Below are 17,179 nucleotides of genomic sequence, written 5' to 3'. Positions count from 1 at the left end.
TCAGCTCTCCACCAATCGACCCTCGGTGACGACATCGATGCCGTCGATGGACACGGTGCAGGCGCGCATTCCGATGTCGAGGTGTGCGTAGGAGTCTCGGCCGAGGACAGGGTGCGGGCCGGTGGACCACAGGAAGCTGCCGGCGAACGCGCGGGCGTCCATGCCCATGATGTCGTCCTTGCCGTACATCGCGGCCGCGAACCAGTCGCCGGTCTTCATCAGTCCCCAACCCATGTGGGACAGGTAGCGCGCCCACTTGTCGTTGGAGTCGGCGAAGAACATGTTCAGCAGCGCCGCCTCGCCGCCGCCGGTGACCTCGTCGATGTGACCGTTGGTGACAGTCAGCGTCGTCTCGTCTCGGACGTACTCCTTGAACGGCAACAAGATGTCGCCCTCGGACAGCACGATCTTTCCGTTGGAGATCTCCGGCCAGCACAGCACCATCGTCGACGGCCAATGATCCCAGCGGCCCTTGTCGTCGGCGAAGCCCACCTGGAACTCGGGCTGCGAATTGCTCAGTTGCACGGTGAGATCGGTGCCGGCATCGTTGGTAATGCGCATGGTCGAACCGTTGCGAATCAGATCGACGCCCGCCTGCACTCGCTCCTTGTCGCCGTCCTGGGGCATGTTGCGGATCAACACGTCCGGGGCGTCGCAGACGAAGATGATGCGCGTTCCGGCGGCCAGGATCTCCTGCTGGATGGGCGCGTGGATGAAGCCTTCACTGGTGAGGTCGACCACGAGGTCCGCGCCCTTGAGCATGTCCTGAGCCACCGAACTGTTCATGACCGACACCAGGCCGGGGCCTGCCCCGGTGTGGGTGCTCGGCATCGGGGCGGGACTGCCGCCGGGCACCGTTGCCGCGAGCACCTGGGCACCCAGGCTCTGGGCTGCACCGAAGGCAGCCGAGATGTAATCACCGCGGCTCGACGGTTCCGCGAGAATCACCACCTGCTCTCCGGGCCGAACTTTGCACAGCTCGAGCTGACGGGTGAATGCGCGTAACAGATCAGCTGATCGCAGATCGAACATCTCGGTTCCTCTCGTGATCGTTCTCGGTCGTACGTGTCTCGGTGATACCGCCCAGTCGGGCAAGGTCTTTCAGATAGGGCACTTCGTCGCGTGCGTCGAGCAACTCGCGTCGAGTCACTGTGGCCGATACCGATCCGACGCCCTCGTCCATCTCGACGATGGTGCGCCCCTGCGGTCCGACGATGACGCTGTGACCCGCGAACCGTGGGCCGTCGCCGGCCTGTCCGGTGAGTCCGGCGGCGGCGACGACGACGCCGTTCTCGAGTGCTCGGGACCGGGTCAGCAGCTTCCACACGTGCAGGCGAACGTGCCCGAATGCGGACGGCACAGCGATGACATCTGCTCCCCGCTGCACCAGATCGCGGACCGTCTCGGGAAAGCCTGCCTCGTAGCAGATCACGACGCCGATGGTGCCGAACGGAGTGCTGACCAGCAGTCCGCTCTCCGCGCCAGGAGTGAACACCGATTTCTCTCGGTCCCAGAGAAAACGCTTGTGTCCCACAGCCAGCAGGCCGTCCGGACCCACGACGAGCGAGCTGTCGAAGACGACTCCTGCGGAGTCACGAAACACGATGGCCGTCACCAGAACCGTGTCGGTCTCGTCGGCGAGCGCTCCGAGCGCGATCGATGTACGACCGGGTACCGACTCGGCCATCGTATCGAGGTCGTCGAGATCGTAACCGCTGGCGAACAATTCGGGTAGGACGATCAGCTTGGACCCGGCGGCGGCGAGTGTACGCACTTCTGCGGCCACTGCATCGATGTTCTGCTGCCAGGCACCGGTCCGCGAACCGGTCTGCACCACAGCGATATCGAACGTGTCGACGACCGGCTGGGTGTCGACGCCGCGCAGGCGGGCCGACGTGGTCATTGCGCCACCCGGTTCATGTCGGTGGTGTAGAACGGGCCTGCCAACCTGCCGAGGAATCGGTGTTGGAGTGTGTCGACATGTAGGTCGCTGGTGAGCAACCCGGGCCTGCTGGTCACCGTCGTCACGGTCCCGAGCACCAGGGTGTCCGAGCCGAGCGTGATTTCCTGCAACGTTCGGCATTCGAGCGATACCAGGGATTCGAGGACCGACGGAGCCGAGACCGACACCGACGGCACCGCGGTCATCTGCGAGAGCTCGAACTCGTCGATCTCCGCATCGACGGTGGCGAAACTCGCGGTCACCGCATCCACGGTGTCGGCGGACGGGATGTTGACGACGAATTCGCCGGTGTCGCGAATGTTGACCAACGTGTCCTTGAGCTCTCCGGGGGACCCGATGCGCTCGCCGATGGAGATCATCAGCGTCGCCGGATTGCGCGAGGCGACGTTGAAGAAGCTGAACGGTGCCAGGTTGCGAACGCCGTCGCCGGAGACGGTCGAGATCCACGCGATCGGACGAGGTTGCACCGCGCAGGACAGCAATTTGTACACATCCCCCGACGACATCGAATCGATGTCGTGGCGGGTGCGATCCGTGAGCTCCAGAGAGTCGCCTACCTGGGAAGTCATCGAAACGAGCCTTCTTTCGCTTGCTGTGCAACCGGTCGTGCAACCGATTGCGTTGCTCTGACGATAGAGGGGTTTCGAGCTCGATGTCGAGCTTTGGGCGACAAATCCGGAACCAATTAATGGCACCGTTACACGGGCACCGGCCGCGTAACCTCCGCCTTACTCGCCGCGCAGACCGGCCCGCGCCGAATCGATCGCACTGTCGGGTCTACGCGGGGGCCCGTACCCCTCCGACGTCCCGTCGACGATGCGCACCTCGTCCTCCCACGGCAGTCGATAGGTTCCGTCGGCCAGGTCGCGAACGTAGGTGTACGGGCAGTCCTGCGCGCCACCGGCCAGGGCCGTGAACCCGCGATGTCCCAGTTGGTAGATGTTGTTCTCGACTCCCCATTCTCGACGTGCCGCATCGGCCCTGGCCGGTTCGATCGACACGGTCACCACTCGATCGGGTGTCGAATCGCCGCGCTCGACGATGGTTCCTTCGTAGTCGCACACCATCGCCTCGCCCATCGACGGGATGCCGTTGCCGTCCTCCCCCGCCAGACACACCGATGCCGTGTACGCCAAGTTATGAAAGGCATTGGCCTCGTTGGTGATACGCCAGGACTGCCGCAGCGGAAACTTGTACCCCGCCGTGCGCAGCAGCACGTTCGCACCGCGGTAGCTCGCCTCCCTGGCGACTTCGGGGAACATCCCGTCATGACAGATCAACAACGACAGAACGGAACCCTTGGGCCCCGGGCAGACCGGCAGACCCATATCGCCTGGCTCCCAGGGCTCCTTGGGCGTCCAGGGATGGAGTTTGCGGACGTACAGGGCTATGTCGCCTCGGTCGTCGACGATGATTCCGGAGTTGAACGGCGCTCCGCCGGGGTTGCGTTCCATGATGCTGAAACACCCCCACACTGCCGACTCACGGCACGCGTCGCGCAATCGCTCCACCTGCGGACCGTCCATATCGCACATCACCTCGTCGGATGCCCACGAGGACTTGCGTAAGCCGTGCAGCGAATACTCCGGGAACACCACGAGATCCAGGGCCGAGAAGCCGGCCTTCGCCTCACGCAACTGCCTGCACACGCGATCGGTCGTCGCATCCACGTCGGCCATGCTGGTGATCAGCGGAACCTGCTGTTGAACCAGGCCGAGCGTGAGCGACGTCGGCGATGGATTGAGACCACCCAAACCTGTCATCGAATGTCCGTTCCTCGAGAGCAACTTGTTGCGCAAACGATTGCGCACGGTGCTAGCTTAGGGGTCATCAGGGGTCGGGGCAGCGCCGACGGAGGATCGAGGGGAACCGCCAGTGGACAGCACTACGTCGGGAAGCGTCACGCTCAAAACGGTCGCAGCTGCTGCGGGAGTGCATGTCTCGACCGTTTCCCGTGCTCTACGACGCGTCGCGCTCGACCCGGCCGGTGCCAGCGCCGGAGACCTGCGATTGTTCGAGCTGGCCCGCGAGATGGACTACGTCCCCAACCCCAACGCGGCGAGCTTGACCACCAAGAAGTCCACCGCGTTCGGAGTCCTGGTCCCGCGGTTGACCGACGTGGTGCTCTCGGCGATGTACGACGCCATCGAAGAGACAGCGAACCGTGCCGGGTACGAGACCTTCGTCGCCAACACCCACGACGATCCGATTCAACAGCGTCGACGCATCGATCTGCTGCTCGGCCGCAACGTCGACGGCCTGATCTTCGGTGATGCTCGCCTCGACAGCGAGAACCTCGAGGACCTTCACCGCCGAGGGATCAAGTTCGTACTCATCAGCCGTAGATACCCGGGGATGACCTCGGTGACGTGCGACGACCATCGGGGCGGCTACCTTGCCGGCGAGCACTTGGCCAGGCTCGGCCACACCCGAGTGGGGATCGTGTCCGGACCGGCGTGGGCCAGCACCGGAATCGACCGATCGGAGGGCTGCCGAGCTGCCCTCCGCGATGCAGGCATCGACGTTCCGGACGAGTACGTACGGGAAGAGGGCTTCGATCCCGAGGCCGGGCGTCGCGGGGCCACAGCACTTCTGGCGTTACCGACACCTCCGACCGCGATCTTCGCGACCAACGATTTCAGCGCCATCGGAGTCCTCGGTGTCCTGCGCGAAGCGCAGTTGCAGCCGGGACGCGACATCGCCGTCGTCGGGTACAACGACATCTCGATCTGCAGCGAACTGACGGTGCCCTTGACGACAATTCACAGTCCCCACCGCGAAATCGGCACACGCGCAGCCGAAATGCTGTTGGCCGTCACCCACGGGCTGCCGGTGTCCTCGGTGGCACTCACACCGACGCTGGTCGTCCGCGACTCCACGGTCCCGGGGCGAACTGCGCCCTCACTCTCCGACCAACGCGTCGGTACGTGATCGAAGCGGGGCCGTCGCGGGTCCACGCTCGGTGACGGCAAGCGCCGCAGCAGCATTCGCCCGCAACGACGCCTCGTACAGGTCGAGTCCGCGCGAAAGTCCCGCCAACAACACACCGGCGTGCGCATCGCCTGCGCCGTTGGAGTCGACCGCCTGCACCTCGAACCCCGGCACCGACTGTGGGGATCGCCGCCTGCCCGCAATCCGACAACCGTCAGGCCCGGTACGGAGCACCACCGACGCCTCGGGCCGCAGCCTCGCCGCCAATTCGGCTGCGATGGAATCGAGATCGACCTCGCCTGTCATGAGCGTGCCCTCGCGCAAGTTGACACTGACGATGTCGGCCCGAGCAAGTACGGCGTCCACGACGCGTCGGTTCAAAGTCGCGATCAGCGGAGACGGATCGAACAGGACCACAACTTCGTCCGGGAGCGAAGGGAGCCACTCGGTCAGTGCCGCGGCGTTGCTCTGGTGTGCCAGTCCATAGCCGGTGACGTAGACGAGATCACCGCCTCGAACTGCGGTTGCCTCCAGGTCCGCAACGCTCAACTCGGCCTCGGCTCCCGGGTACGTCACGAATGTTCGCTCGGCATGCGCGTCGACGAGGGCGATGCAGAATCCCGAGTCCTTCGGCAGTGGTCGGTTATTGACCACGAGCGCACCGCTGACGGCGAGCGCGTCACGCACGATCGAGCCGTAGTGTCCCGAACCGAATCTACCGGCGAACACCACCGGAAGGTCATCACGAATCGCGGCGACCATGACGTTGAGGCCACCGCCCGCTGTCTCGTTCAATGACGTCGCCACGACGTCTCCGCCCGGGGTCGGGACCTCGGGAACGGCCATCACGACGTCGACGATGACCTGGCCGGTGTGGATCAGCCGCGGACTCACCGCGCTACGGTCTCGATGCGGCGGGCTCCACCGGTGGCGAGATACAGACCGGCCGCGACCACGAACGACGCGACCCAGCCGAGGCCATTGTCACCGATCCAGCTGCCCGACAAGGGCCCGGTGTAGATGACGTCGCCATCCACAGCGATGGCAGTGAACAGGAACCCCACGACGATGCCCGCTGCCCAGCTGACGAACGCATACCAGTTGACTCCTGCGGAATACCAGTAGCGGCTGGTGTTCCCGATGTTCATGATCGATGCCGCATCGTAGGTCTTGCGCTTGATCATGTCGGACATGAACACCCCGAGCCATGCTGTCAGCGGAACCGCCAGAACCGAGATGAACGTGATGAACGGGCCGTAGAAACCGTCGGAGATCAGCATGAAGTAGATGGCACCGACAAACGTGACGAACACGTCCACTCCGACCGCGTAGACCCGCTTGATTCGGAATCCGAGTGTCAAGGTGGTCAGACTGGCCGAGTAGACCGAAAGATGATTGGAGAGAAGCAATCCGCCGAACGCGGTGATCAGGTACGGAACGGCCATCCAAGCCGGAAGAATCTCCCGGATAGCCGCGACCGGATCCGACGCGGACGCGAGGCTGTTGTCGCCGGCCGAGAGCAGTGCGCCGAGGCCGATCAGCAGTACGAGCGGTATGCCGGCACCTGCTGCGCTGGACAACACCAACGAACCGGCTCCGACGCTCTTGCGCTGGTAGCGCGACATGTCGGCTCCGGCGTTGGCCCAGCCGATACCTGTTCCGGCAGCGATGGTTCCGACACCGATCACCATCGCACTGATCGATCCCGCCGGGGTACTGGTCACGGCGGTCCAATCGACCGTCGCGATCAAGAAGACTGCAACGAAGATGTTCAAGGCACCGAAGATCCACGTCGACCAGCGCTGAATGACGAGAATGGCCGAGTGCCCGAGCCCGCTGACGACGAGCGTGAGCACGATGAAGATGACGATCGACACGATCGTCACGACGGGATGATCCTTGGCTGCACCGGATCCACCGAAGATCAGAGTGAAGATCGACAGCAGCACGAACGCTGCGGTTGTGGTGTTGACGGTTTCCCAACCGAGCCTCGACATCAACGACACCAGGGTGGGTCCGATGTTGCCTCGGACCCCGAACGTGGCCCGCGACAGTGTCAGGCTGGGGGCACCACCGCGTTTACCCGCGATCGAGACGATGCCGACGATGGCGAAGGAACCGGCGGCACCGATCAGCGCCACGATCAGCGCCTGCCAGATGTTCAGCCCGGTGAAGACCACGAGGGTGGCACCGAGCGGTAGCCCCAGGATGGAGATGTTCGCGGCGAACCACACCCAGAACAGCTGTAGTGGATTACCGTTGCGCTCGTTGTCCGGGACGGGCTCGATCCCGCGAGTTTCCAGCGAGAGAGCGTCGGCCGCGGTGTCCGAGACGGGGGCGGAGGCGGAAGAGGTCATGGTTGTGCTCCAAAGTGAGTCGAACTGTGTCAGTTCGTATTACGGAGAGCGAGCAGTCGATCGACGAGGGGCTCGAGATCGAGCGAGTTGACGTCGGTGACCGTTCGTATCGCTTCGCCGGGCCACGCTGCCATGCCACCGACGGCACCGCGGACAGCACCTGCTATCGCTGCGATGGTGTCGGTGTCGCCGCCGATGGTGGCGGCTGCCAGTACGACGTCCCACGGGTCGTCGTACGCAGCGGCCAGAGCAAAGGCCGCTACCACTGATTCCTGTGACGCAACGGACGTACCGACGATGTCGGCGACCGTATCCGTGATGTGTTCGTCGGTGGTGTTGCCGACCAACTGGACCGCCCACCGGATTCGGGTCGCGATGTCTCCACCGGCAACCCAGTATCCGCGGGTGGCACCCTCGGCCGCAGCAGCAACACCGATGTCGACTGCTTCGGGTAGGTCCGCGCCCGCGATGCCGGCACTGATCGCGCCGGCAACCGCTGCGGCAGAGGCTATTCCGAGGGAAGTATTGTGGGTGACGAAGCTGCATCGGAAGATCGCATCGACGAACGAGCTCATGCCGCCGTCCAGCGAAGCTGCGATAGCCGCAGGGGTAATACGCATGGCCGCACCGTTGGTGCTGCCGAATCTGCCGGCTTCGGTCGGATCCGATCCGTCGAGAATGCGTTCGACGGCACGCTTGGTCGACGGACCGAGAAGGTCGAGCGATCCGCGTGCATTCATGCCCGCTTCCCAGGCGATCAGGGCGTGCGCGAACGACGTCGGGTCGACGACACCGCTCCCGTCGATGATCAACTGCGCCAACATGATCGCTTGCTCGGTATCGTCGGTGATCGAACCGGCAGGCATGCCGTGTGCGATGAGCTGACGTGGGCCGGCGTCGACGAACCCTGTCAACTGGCCGTAGTCCTCGGCGATATCCCTGCGACACATCGACTGTGTCGGCATTCCCAGCGCATCGCCCAGGGCTAGCCCGTAGAAGGCCCCGAGGGCGCGATCGCGTGAAGCAGGCATCGAAACAGTCCTTGCCGAGAGTGGGGTGATCGATCATGAATTGAAAGTGAGGTGGAGCCGAAAACGTTCGGGCGCGAGCAGACTGACGACCTTCTCGACGAACTGTCCCGACGCGTCTCGGCTGACACGGATGCTGTGCAGGTACGGGGTGCCCACCGGCACTTCGAGAACGGCAGCGTCGGCCGCGTCGACCGGAACCACCGAGACCCATTGCTCGCCACTGGCAGCCACGAGCCCCGCGAACCTCAAGGTTGCCGTCAGTGAGTCCTCCACCAATCCGTTCTCGGGCAGGTCCGTGAGCGGACCGAGTGCGGGAATACGGCTGCGCTCCAACGACACAGGTCGCCCGTCGACCACGTGTCGCACTCGGTCGACGGCAACGAAGTTCAGTGTGGAAGTACCGGCCTCGGCTGCCAACTCGGGATCGACGATGCGCTCGATACGGAGAGTACGGGTGTGCATCTCGACGCCCGCAGATGACAGTGCCCGTGCCCACCCGTCGGCCGTCTCGATCTGATGGCCATCGAAGGTGACGAGTGATCCTATGCCACTGCGCTTTTCGATGAGCTTCTGATCTTCCAACTCACTGAGTGCAGAACGAATGGTTCCACGACTGACCGAGAACTCGCGGGCGAGTTCGTTCTCTCCTGGCAGGAACGAACCCGAGGGGATGTCGCCGGACTCGATGGTGTTCTTGAGTGAGGCGAGCACCTGATGGCGCTTGTGCCGCGCACGCTCCGATGTGCGCTGAGTCATAGCAGGCTCGGTCATGCCAGCACCGTACATCGAAAAAGTGAACCTGTACAGAGCCTGTCCAATTTACTGCCCGCCTGTAAAAATTTATTGCCCGCCCGTAAATAGGGGCAGTCCCGGTCTCCCATGGGAACCACGGAAAGATCGCTACGTGACGCAGATCGCTACAGTCCTCTACCGGCACGTTCACCGTGACAGCCCTCCGTTGCGTTCACTTCGATGTTTGGCAGACCCTCGGTCCAGGGAAGGCGTCGAGAAGACGCAGCCGAGGCACATCGGTGCGTCACCGAATTTTGAGGAGACAGTGAAATGCCCACCACAGTGGCCGATCAACTCGTTCGAGGACTCGTCGACGCCGGCGTTCAGCGCATCTACGGCATCGTCGGCGACAGTCTAAATCCGGTGGTCGACGCGGTGCGCCGTACCGGTGGATCGGCCAAGGGCGGCATCGACTGGATTCATGTTCGACACGAGGAGGCCGCAGCGTTCGCTGCTTCGGCCGACGCGCAGACCACCGGCACGTTGGCCGTCTGCGCGGGTTCGTGCGGGCCCGGGAACCTCCATCTGATCAACGGCCTGTACGACGCACACCGTTCCGGCGCACCGGTTCTGGCGATCGCGTCGCACATTCCCAGCAGCGAGATCGGCTCGGGCTATTTCCAGGAAACGCACCCCGACCGCCTGTTCGGTGAATTCTCGCTCTACAACGAATTCGTCTCCACTGCCGACCAGGCTCCCCGGGTGTTCCGCGCGGCGATCAACGCCTCCATCACCGGCGGCGGGGTGTCGGTCGTGACACTCCCCGGCGATATCGCCGAGCTGTCGGCGTCCGGCACGATGGATCCCATTGCCGTTCCGTCCACACCGGTCGTCACACCTCCTGCGGCGGACATCCAGAAGCTGGCCGACGCCATCAACAACGCCGAGAAGGTTGCCATCTTCGCCGGCTACGGCGTCAAGGGTGCCCACGACGAAGTGGTCGCGTTCGCCGACACGATCGGCGCTCCCGTCGGACATTCGTTGCGTGGCAAGGAGTTCATCCAGTACGACAACCCGTACGACGTCGGAATGACGGGCTTGCTCGGGTACGGCGCAGCCCATGCGGGCATCCACGACGCAGATCTGCTCATCCTGCTCGGCACCGATTTTCCGTACCAGCAGTTCCTGCCGGAGGACGTCACCACCGCACAGATCGATATCGATCCGACGAAGCTCGGACGCCGAACCTCGGTGCAGTACCCGATTCACGGTGATGTTCTCGCGACGTTGAATGCGTTGCAGCCGTTGGTCACTCGCAAGACCGACCGCCGGTACGTGGAGAAGTGGGTGGACAAGCACAACGACCTCATGGGCAAGACGATCGGCGCATACACCCGCAACGCCGAGAAGCTCGTTCCCATCCACCCCGAATACGCCGCGTCGGTGCTCGACGACCTTGCCGCCGACGACGCGGTGTTCACCACGGACACCGGCATGTGCAACGTGTGGACCGCGCGCTACATCAACCCGACCGGCAGAAGGGCCTTCGTCGCGTCGATGCTGCATGGCTCCATGGCCAATGCCTTGCCGCACGCCATCGGCGCGCAGTTCGCCAACCCGGACCGCCAGGTCGTCTCGATCTCAGGCGACGGCGGGTTCTCGATGCTGCTCTCCGAACTCCTGACCGTCGCGATGTACAAGCTGCCCGTCAAGATCGTGCTGTTCGACAATTCCACGCTCGGCATGGTCAAGGCCGAGATGCTCGTCGACGGTCTGCCCGACTTCGGCGTCGACGTGCCGCAGGTCGATTACACCGGCATCGCTGCCGCCGCCGGCATCCACGCACAACGCGTCGAACAGCCCGGTGACATTCGCAGTGCACTCGAAACCGCTTTTGCGGTCGACGGTCCGGCACTGGTTCAGCTGATCACCGACCCGATGGCGCTGTCGGTGCCGCCGACCATCACCGGGGAGCAGATCAAGGGATTCGCTCTCGCAATGAGCAAGGTCGTGCTCAACGGTGGCGTCGGCGAGGCGGTTCGGATGGCCAAGTCGAATCTGCGCAACGTGCCACGGCCGTAGCAACGTCTCGTACGCAGCGGTGCGATCATCGAGGCGATCGGACGGGCGGTTATTGTCGACACACCGCCCAAACCGGACACCTCGATCCGGTAACCGACCGTTCCGGAAGGCACAACCATGGCCATCGACTACACCCGCAAGCCCTCGACCGGGCAGAACCCAGCGCAGCAACCCGGAGCTCCTGTCAGCCTGAGCAAAGTGACGCTGTCCAAGGCGTCACCGACGATCAGCCTCACCAAGTCCGGCGAGAAGCAGGGTTCGATGCGGGTCAACCTGAACTGGTCGACCGGCGCACCCGCGGCACAGCCGAAGAAGAAGGGCTTCCTGGCCAAGTTGGCCGCGGCGTCGTACGGCTCCGGCGGTGTCGATCTCGACCTCGGCTGCCTCTACGAACTGCGTGACGGTTCCAAGGGCGTCGTGCAGGCGCTCGGCAACAGCTTCGGTTCACTGCAGGATGCCCCGTTCATCGCGCTCGACGGTGACGATCGCTCCGGTTCGGTCAGCGGCGGCGAGAACATGCACATCAACCTTGCCCATCCCGAGAAGTTCGCTCGAATCCTGATCTTCGCGATGATCTACGACGGCGCACCGAACTGGGCAGCGGTGGACGGGGTGGTGACGCTGTACCCCACCAGCGGACCACAGGTCGAGGTACGCCTCGACTCGGCCGAGAACTCCGCTCGAATCTGCTCGATCGCATTGTTGGAGAACACTTCTGCGGGGATCACCGTCACCCGCGAGGTCGAGTACATCCAGGGCAGCCAGGCCGACCTCGACAAGAAGTACGGTTGGGGACTGCGCTGGGCGGCGGGTCGCAAGTAGTCAGAGAGGTTGCGGCGGAGTCATTTCCAGCCGCACGCCGATCAATCGAACCTCGCGAGTGTGGTCGAGGCGATCGACGAGGGCCACCGCAGCCGAGGTCAGAATCTCGGGATCGAAGGTCGGCGCACCGACGATCGGTGCGCTGACGGTATGCGTCTCGAACGGCGCGTAGCGGATCTTCAGTGCCGCCCGAACTGCCGGCCGGTTCTCGGCTTCGATGTCGGCCAACACCTTCGACGTCAAGCCGGCGATCTCGTCTCGGATGACCGCCCAGTCGGCGACGTTGGTCTGGAACGTGACCTCACGGCTGTGCGACCGTGCAACCCAGGGCTCGGACGTCACCGGCGCGAGGTCGATGCCTCGCCCTTTCGTGCCGAGCCACGGACCGATCTTCGGTCCGAACGCGGCGGCGAGGTCCGCGTCCTCGGCATCGGCCAGTTCTCGGACTGTCGTGATGCCGAGGGCAGCCAGCCTCTTCGAGATCTTCTTGCCGATCCCCCACAGCGCGTCGGTACCGCGCTCACCCATCACCTCGAACCAATTGTCCTGCGTCAGGCGATAGATGCCCTGCGGTTTGTCGAAGTCGGTGGCGATCTTGGCTCGTAACTTGTTGTCTCCGATGCCGACCGAGCAATGCAGCCCTGTCGCGTCGAACACGGCGTCGTGCACTGTCTTCGCCGCACCCTCGGGGTCATCGGTCTCCACACCGAGAAACGCCTCGTCCCAGCCGATGACCTCGACCACGTATCCCAACGTCCGCAGGGTGTCCATCACCATCGCCGACGCCTCGTCGTACGCCGGCTTGTCCACGGGCAGGAAGACCGCGTCGGGAATCTTCTTCGCAGCGACGCGCAGTGGCATTCCGGACCCGACGCCCATCGCACGCGCCTCGTAGGAGGCGGTCGAGACCACCCCGCGTTCGGTGGGATCTCCCCGCCCTCCGACCACCACTGCCTTGCCCACCAGATCGGGGTTGCGCAGCACTTCCACGGCGGCGATGAACTGATCGAGGTCGACGTGCAGTACCCATCGGCGACGCGCGATGTCGGTCGAAGCGCTCCCGGTCATGGTGTTCAGTGTGCCCGTGGTGTCTCATGACGCCATGACGAAATCGATTTCTCGCACCATCGGGCGGGTCGTGTTGGGGGCGTTCCTCGTCTTCGCCGGGCTCAGCCACCTCTTCTGGGCGCGCAGCACCTTCGCCGCTCAGGTGCCGACGTGGATGCCGATCAGTGTCGATTTCGTGGTGCTGGCATCGGGCGTCGTGGAGATCGTGCTCGGCCTGGCGCTGCTGTTCTGGACTGCTCGCGCGCCGCTCGTCGGTTGGGTTGTTGCCGCGTTCTTCGTCGCGGTGTTCCCCGGCAACATCTCGCAGTTCTTCAACCACACGAACGCCTTCGGCCTCGACTCCGACACGGCACGAGGAATCCGATTGCTGTTCCAACCATTACTGATCGTGTGGGCACTGTGGTGCACCGGGGCATGGGCGCAGTACCGACAGTCACGACATGGACGCAGCAGGCGTCAGTAGGTCGACCGTTGCTCTGCTGGGGCAATGCCGTGGTGCAACTGCGCCACGTCAGGGTGCGCTCGCGTTCGGGACTTCCACGCGTTTTCGCCGTAGGTGCGATAGATGGGGTTGTCGGGATCGTTCTCGACGCCTCGTGACTGCAGCGCCAACTCCGGTGGCAGTTCGATGACAGGTACGACGGCATCGAGGGCGGGGCTCAGGAAGTGGGGCACGGAGACTCGATCGGTGCCGGGCCCGGGCGCGACCACCCGATGCCGCGTCGCCCGTAGATAGCCGCCGGTCGCCACTTCCAACAGCTCACCGATGTTGACGATGAACGCCCCGTCCAGCGGCGGCACATCGATCCATGTGTCGGGCGTCGTCTCCACCTGCAGCCCGGTCGAGTCCGGCTCGACGAGCAGCAGCGTCAACACCCCGGAGTCCTTGTGCGCACCGACGCCCTGCGAATGATCGGGAGTGCCCGGGTAACGCACGACCTTCATCAGTGTCGCGGGCGCGGTGGCGAAAGCGTCGTCGAACACGTTCTCGGGCGCTCCCAGGGAATGTGCCCAATGCCGAAGCAGCCGGAGTCCAAGACCCGACACCGTCCGTTCCCACTGCTCGAACGTCTCTCTGAATCCTGCGGGCTGCGAAGGCCAGAGATTGGGGCCCTGAAGATTCCAGTAGCCCGCCGCACCCTCGATCGCCGGACGTTCGGGACCGATGTCGATCTGCTCCCGCCAATCCACCCGACCGTTGGTCAGCTCGCCGCCCACCCGCGAGTAGCCGCGGAAGTGCGGGCTCTTCAGCTGACTGATCTCGTCCTTGACATGCTCCGGCACGGCAAAGAACTCACGCGCGAGACGCAGCACCTCGTGCATTCGTGCGTTCTCGATCCCGTGTCCGACGAGATAGAAGAATCCGTGCCCGTGAGCCGCTTCGCGCAGTGACAGCTCGAACGTGCGTGGGTCGTCGTCGGCCAGACCGAGATCGAGAACGGGAAGCATGCTCGCAATTGTCCTCCCCACCTGACGCGTCGGCCAGCACTGTTCAGGTTCGGTGAATATCGGCGCGTGGATGCCAGACTGGACGCCATGAGCCCTGAAGCACTCGACATCACAGTCGTCGGTCACGGCGCAGCGACCTACCCGCCCGAACAGTGCACACTCTCGCTCACCGTTCGCACCGACGGCCGCACGGCGGAGTCCGCGTCCGAACCCGCTCAGCAACTCGTCCGCGAACTCACCAGACTGGTCGAGCCGCTCTACAACAGCGACGGCGGACCGATCGATCGTTGGTCGGTGGACCAGGTGCGCCACTCGCGCCACCGCCCGTTCAACAACGACGGAGAACAACTCCCTTACGTCTACCAAGCCGAAGCGTCGGTGGAGGTGCAGTTCAGCCAACTCGATCTGGTGGACGCGTTCGTCTACGCAGCCTCTGCACTGGAGGGAGTGTCGATTGACCACTTCGACTGGGACCTCACCGAATCCAGCAGAACCGCTCGTACTCTCGCGGTCCGAGAACTCGCTGTGCGCGACGCTGTCTCCAAGGCCGAGGCCTATGCATCGAGCCTGGGCCGTACGGGCGTGAACGCTGTGGCGATAGCCGACCCGGGCCTGCTTCCTGGGATCACCGAACATGGTGGAGCCGAGCCCTCCGCTCGCATGTTCGCCGCGCAGTCGACCCCTGCCGGATTCGCACTGAAACCCGAGAACATCACGATCTCCGCGAGCGTGCACGCCCGGTTCACGGCCTCCTGACGCGTCGCGCCTAGGCTCGAATCATGAATCGAGACGATGCCCGACGCCTCTGGCCGCGGCCGCCGCTGCTGCCTCGTCCGATCCTGATGGATCAGCGCTGGGAACGGCTCGTGTTTCTGCATTGGCGAGTTCCGAGTTCGGCCGTCGCCCCGCTGTTGCCTCGCGGGTGCACGCCCGACGAATTCGACGGCTCGTCCTGGGTCGGGCTGATCGGCTTCCACATGGTCGGTGCCGGCCTCGGTTACCGTCACCCCGTTCCGTACTTCGGCACGTTCGGTGAGATCAACGTGCGCCTGTACTCGATCGACGCGGAGGGTCGACGCGGCGTCGTGTTCCGATCCCTGGAAGCAACCAGACTCGCAGTCGTGTTGGGCACCAACGCCGCTCGAATTCCGTACCGCTGGTCGTCGATCGATATCGACGACAACAGTCGAGCCATCGGCTACCGCAGCCGACGCCTAGCACCACCCCACCGCGGCGCAACAACGGACTTCGGCGTCGTCAGGGGATCACGCGACATGTCCGAGGATCCGCTCGCTGTGTTCCTCACCGCGCGTTGGGGATTGCACACCTCACTCGCCGGACGCCTGCTGTACGTCCCCAACGTGCACCGACACTGGCCACTGGTCGATGCTGAGCTCACCCACTGCTCCGACGAACTCGTGGCAGCGGCGGGCCTACCCGATGTCAGTACCCGGCCACCGGACTCGGTGCTGTACTCCCCCGGTGTCGAAACTCAGTTCGGCAAGCCCTACACGGTGCGCGGTCGGTAGAAGATCACGTGACCCGAGGATAGTTCGACGACCCAGTCTCCCTGCGTTGCAGCAGCACTGTCCGAGTGGGAGCTCGACGTCACGCTTTCCCGCAATACGAGGTACCCGGCGTCGAGGGCGAGGTCGAACAACAGCTTGGTGCCGTCCGAAAATTCGACGGCAGGGTCATCGCCAGTCGAGAGCCGGACCACAGTGGCACCGATCGAAGGAAGCCTTTCGACGGTCGGGGGCTCTGCCTTCTGATGCTCGGGTGCGGGCCACGATTCGACGGCCCCTCCCGGTCCACACAACACGGTCGAACCGTCCACCGCGGTGTACTCCCAGGATTCGACTTCGTCTCGCGGGGCGGCCACCACCCTTTGCCTGCCCTCGAACGTCAGACGGAGAACACCGGATTCGTCGTAGTCTGCGTCTTCGCAGACAAGACCGTGCAGTGCTGCGAAGGCTCGTAGGCCCTCGAACTGATTGTCTTCATCGACAGTGAGGCCATCGATCACTACCTCACTGAAAGCGATGCTGGCACCGTTGTCGAACTCGATACTCAGATCGAAATCGAGCAGAATTCTGCTGATACGGCGCTGTTCGACGGGGAGTTTCATCGACAACGACTGTGCCACAGAATCTCGGCGACACCCACAAAGCCTCGCCGGGGAGAGGATGTTCGACCTGGCGGCGAGCGAATGCGCGCGCGTTCGTCGGGTGCGCGGGAAATGGGGACTGGTCGGGGCACGAATCCGCGCGCGGATAGCGAACGCGCTCGCGTCTGCGCCGGGGCAAACGCTCCGGAGCAGTTCGGGGCAGCGGTGTGTGCGCCTGGGTCCAGGGCCCGGCCGCCGCGAATGCGCGCGCGTTCGTCAGGTGCGCGGGGAATGGTGAATGGTCGGGGCGCGATTGTGCGCGCGGATAGCGAACGCGCGCGCGTGTGTTTCGGACGGGGGGTGGGGCTGGGGTGCCGGGCAGCTCGGGGGTCCGTCAGCGTGCGAGCCGGCCACCAGGGTCCAGGCCCGGTTCGTGGCGAATGCGCGCGCGTTCGTCAGATGCTCGTGGGTGTGGTGATGGGTGGTTTCGAAATGCAGAATGGCCCTCGACCGTGGTCGGGGGCCATTCTGGGATGTTGTGTTCGGCGGTGTCCTACTCTCCCACACCCTGTCGAGTGCAGTACCATCGGCGCTGGAGGGCTTAGCTTCCGGGTTCGGAATGGGACCGGGCGTTTCC

Annotated in this window: 17 protein-coding genes and 1 rRNA gene; 6 read left to right on the top strand and 12 right to left on the bottom strand. The window is 64.2% G+C overall.

What is annotated here, in order from left to right:
• The 4 genes from CH291_RS17485 to CH291_RS17470 form a co-directional block, all read right to left on the bottom strand.
• Complete coding sequence (locus tag CH291_RS17485; protein ID WP_094688171.1) at positions 1–1,032, bottom strand: hypothetical protein; 1,032 nt, start codon at positions 1,030–1,032, stop codon at positions 1–3.
• On the bottom strand, positions 1,010–1,903 hold the full coding sequence (locus CH291_RS17480; RefSeq protein WP_179276588.1) for a carbon-nitrogen hydrolase family protein: 894 nt from the start codon (positions 1,901–1,903) through the stop codon (positions 1,010–1,012). The genes CH291_RS17485 and CH291_RS17480 overlap by 23 nt, the downstream gene beginning before the upstream one ends.
• Positions 1,900–2,532 carry a flavin reductase family protein gene (locus CH291_RS17475; RefSeq protein WP_094639851.1) on the bottom strand — a complete coding sequence of 211 codons (633 nt, stop codon included), beginning with the start codon at positions 2,530–2,532 and terminating at the stop codon, positions 1,900–1,902. Before CH291_RS17475 ends, CH291_RS17480 begins: the two co-directional genes overlap by 4 nt.
• A gap of 159 nt (positions 2,533–2,691) precedes the next feature.
• Positions 2,692–3,726: a formamidase gene (locus CH291_RS17470; RefSeq protein WP_068051181.1), complete on the bottom strand. Its 1,035-nt coding sequence runs from the start codon at positions 3,724–3,726 to the stop codon at positions 2,692–2,694.
• A gap of 112 nt (positions 3,727–3,838) precedes the next feature.
• Between CH291_RS17470 and CH291_RS17465 the strand changes: the two genes are divergently transcribed.
• Positions 3,839–4,894: a LacI family DNA-binding transcriptional regulator gene (locus tag CH291_RS17465; protein WP_094688169.1), complete on the top strand. Its 1,056-nt coding sequence runs from the start codon at positions 3,839–3,841 to the stop codon at positions 4,892–4,894.
• Here CH291_RS17465 and CH291_RS17460 read toward each other — a convergent pair.
• The 4 genes from CH291_RS17460 to CH291_RS17445 are packed head-to-tail and all read right to left on the bottom strand — an operon-like array spanning position 4,865 to position 9,053.
• On the bottom strand, positions 4,865–5,788 hold the full coding sequence (locus CH291_RS17460; RefSeq protein WP_218829040.1) for a PfkB family carbohydrate kinase: 924 nt from the start codon (positions 5,786–5,788) through the stop codon (positions 4,865–4,867). The two genes, CH291_RS17465 and CH291_RS17460, sit on opposite strands and share 30 nt — an antisense overlap.
• A complete protein-coding gene (locus CH291_RS17455) occupies positions 5,785–7,251 on the bottom strand; it encodes a purine-cytosine permease family protein (RefSeq protein WP_094669253.1) in 1,467 nt (488 codons plus the stop codon). Before CH291_RS17455 ends, CH291_RS17460 begins: the two co-directional genes overlap by 4 nt.
• Positions 7,252–7,280: 29 nt before the next feature.
• Positions 7,281–8,282, bottom strand: a complete 1,002-nt coding sequence (locus CH291_RS17450) for an ADP-ribosylglycohydrolase family protein (RefSeq protein WP_094688168.1) — start codon at positions 8,280–8,282, stop codon at positions 7,281–7,283.
• Between the two features lie 33 nt (positions 8,283–8,315).
• Complete coding sequence (locus CH291_RS17445; RefSeq protein ID WP_218829039.1) at positions 8,316–9,053, bottom strand: GntR family transcriptional regulator; 738 nt, start codon at positions 9,051–9,053, stop codon at positions 8,316–8,318.
• Between the two features lie 291 nt (positions 9,054–9,344).
• On the opposite strand from CH291_RS17445, the gene CH291_RS17440 reads away from it, so the two are divergent.
• Entirely contained in the window at positions 9,345–11,096 is a 1,752-nt protein-coding gene (locus CH291_RS17440; RefSeq protein ID WP_094688166.1) for a pyruvate dehydrogenase, read from the top strand.
• Between the two features lie 117 nt (positions 11,097–11,213).
• The gene (locus CH291_RS17435) at positions 11,214–11,918 is read left to right on the top strand and encodes a TerD family protein (protein WP_094615559.1); all 705 of its coding nucleotides are present in this window, start codon (positions 11,214–11,216) and stop codon (positions 11,916–11,918) included.
• On the opposite strand, the gene CH291_RS17430 is transcribed toward CH291_RS17435, so the two are convergent.
• Complete coding sequence (locus CH291_RS17430; protein ID WP_094688165.1) at positions 11,919–12,986, bottom strand: DNA polymerase IV; 1,068 nt, start codon at positions 12,984–12,986, stop codon at positions 11,919–11,921.
• Between the two features lie 34 nt (positions 12,987–13,020).
• Here CH291_RS17430 and CH291_RS17425 point away from each other — a divergent pair, with 34 nt between their 5' ends.
• Positions 13,021–13,449 carry a DoxX family protein gene (locus CH291_RS17425; protein ID WP_217901147.1) on the top strand — a complete coding sequence of 143 codons (429 nt, stop codon included), beginning with the start codon at positions 13,021–13,023 and terminating at the stop codon, positions 13,447–13,449.
• Here CH291_RS17425 and CH291_RS17420 read toward each other — a convergent pair.
• Positions 13,443–14,435, bottom strand: coding sequence for an isopenicillin N synthase family dioxygenase (locus CH291_RS17420; RefSeq protein ID WP_094688164.1), 993 nt, complete (start codon positions 14,433–14,435; stop codon positions 13,443–13,445). The two genes, CH291_RS17425 and CH291_RS17420, sit on opposite strands and share 7 nt — an antisense overlap.
• A gap of 87 nt (positions 14,436–14,522) precedes the next feature.
• Between CH291_RS17420 and CH291_RS17415 the strand changes: the two genes are divergently transcribed.
• Both CH291_RS17415 and CH291_RS17410 read left to right on the top strand, forming a co-directional pair.
• Positions 14,523–15,191, top strand: a complete 669-nt coding sequence (locus tag CH291_RS17415; RefSeq protein WP_094688315.1) for an SIMPL domain-containing protein — start codon at positions 14,523–14,525, stop codon at positions 15,189–15,191.
• A 23-nt stretch (positions 15,192–15,214) separates the two neighbouring features.
• On the top strand, positions 15,215–15,964 hold the full coding sequence (locus CH291_RS17410; RefSeq protein WP_256980883.1) for a YqjF family protein: 750 nt from the start codon (positions 15,215–15,217) through the stop codon (positions 15,962–15,964).
• On the opposite strand, the gene CH291_RS17405 is transcribed toward CH291_RS17410, so the two are convergent.
• Together CH291_RS17405 and rrf are read right to left on the bottom strand one after the other, a co-directional pair.
• Positions 15,943–16,563, bottom strand: a complete 621-nt coding sequence (locus CH291_RS17405) for a DUF6188 family protein (RefSeq protein ID WP_179276587.1) — start codon at positions 16,561–16,563, stop codon at positions 15,943–15,945. The two genes, CH291_RS17410 and CH291_RS17405, sit on opposite strands and share 22 nt — an antisense overlap.
• A 519-nt stretch (positions 16,564–17,082) precedes the next feature.
• Positions 17,083–17,179: ribosomal RNA gene (rrf, locus tag CH291_RS17400) — 5S ribosomal RNA — on the bottom strand; the annotation flags it as partial.

This window comes from Rhodococcus sp. 14-1411-2a (genome assembly GCF_002259485.1).
Lineage (GTDB): Bacteria > Actinomycetota > Actinomycetes > Mycobacteriales > Mycobacteriaceae > Rhodococcoides.
This window is presented reverse-complemented; position numbering and strand designations above follow the sequence as displayed.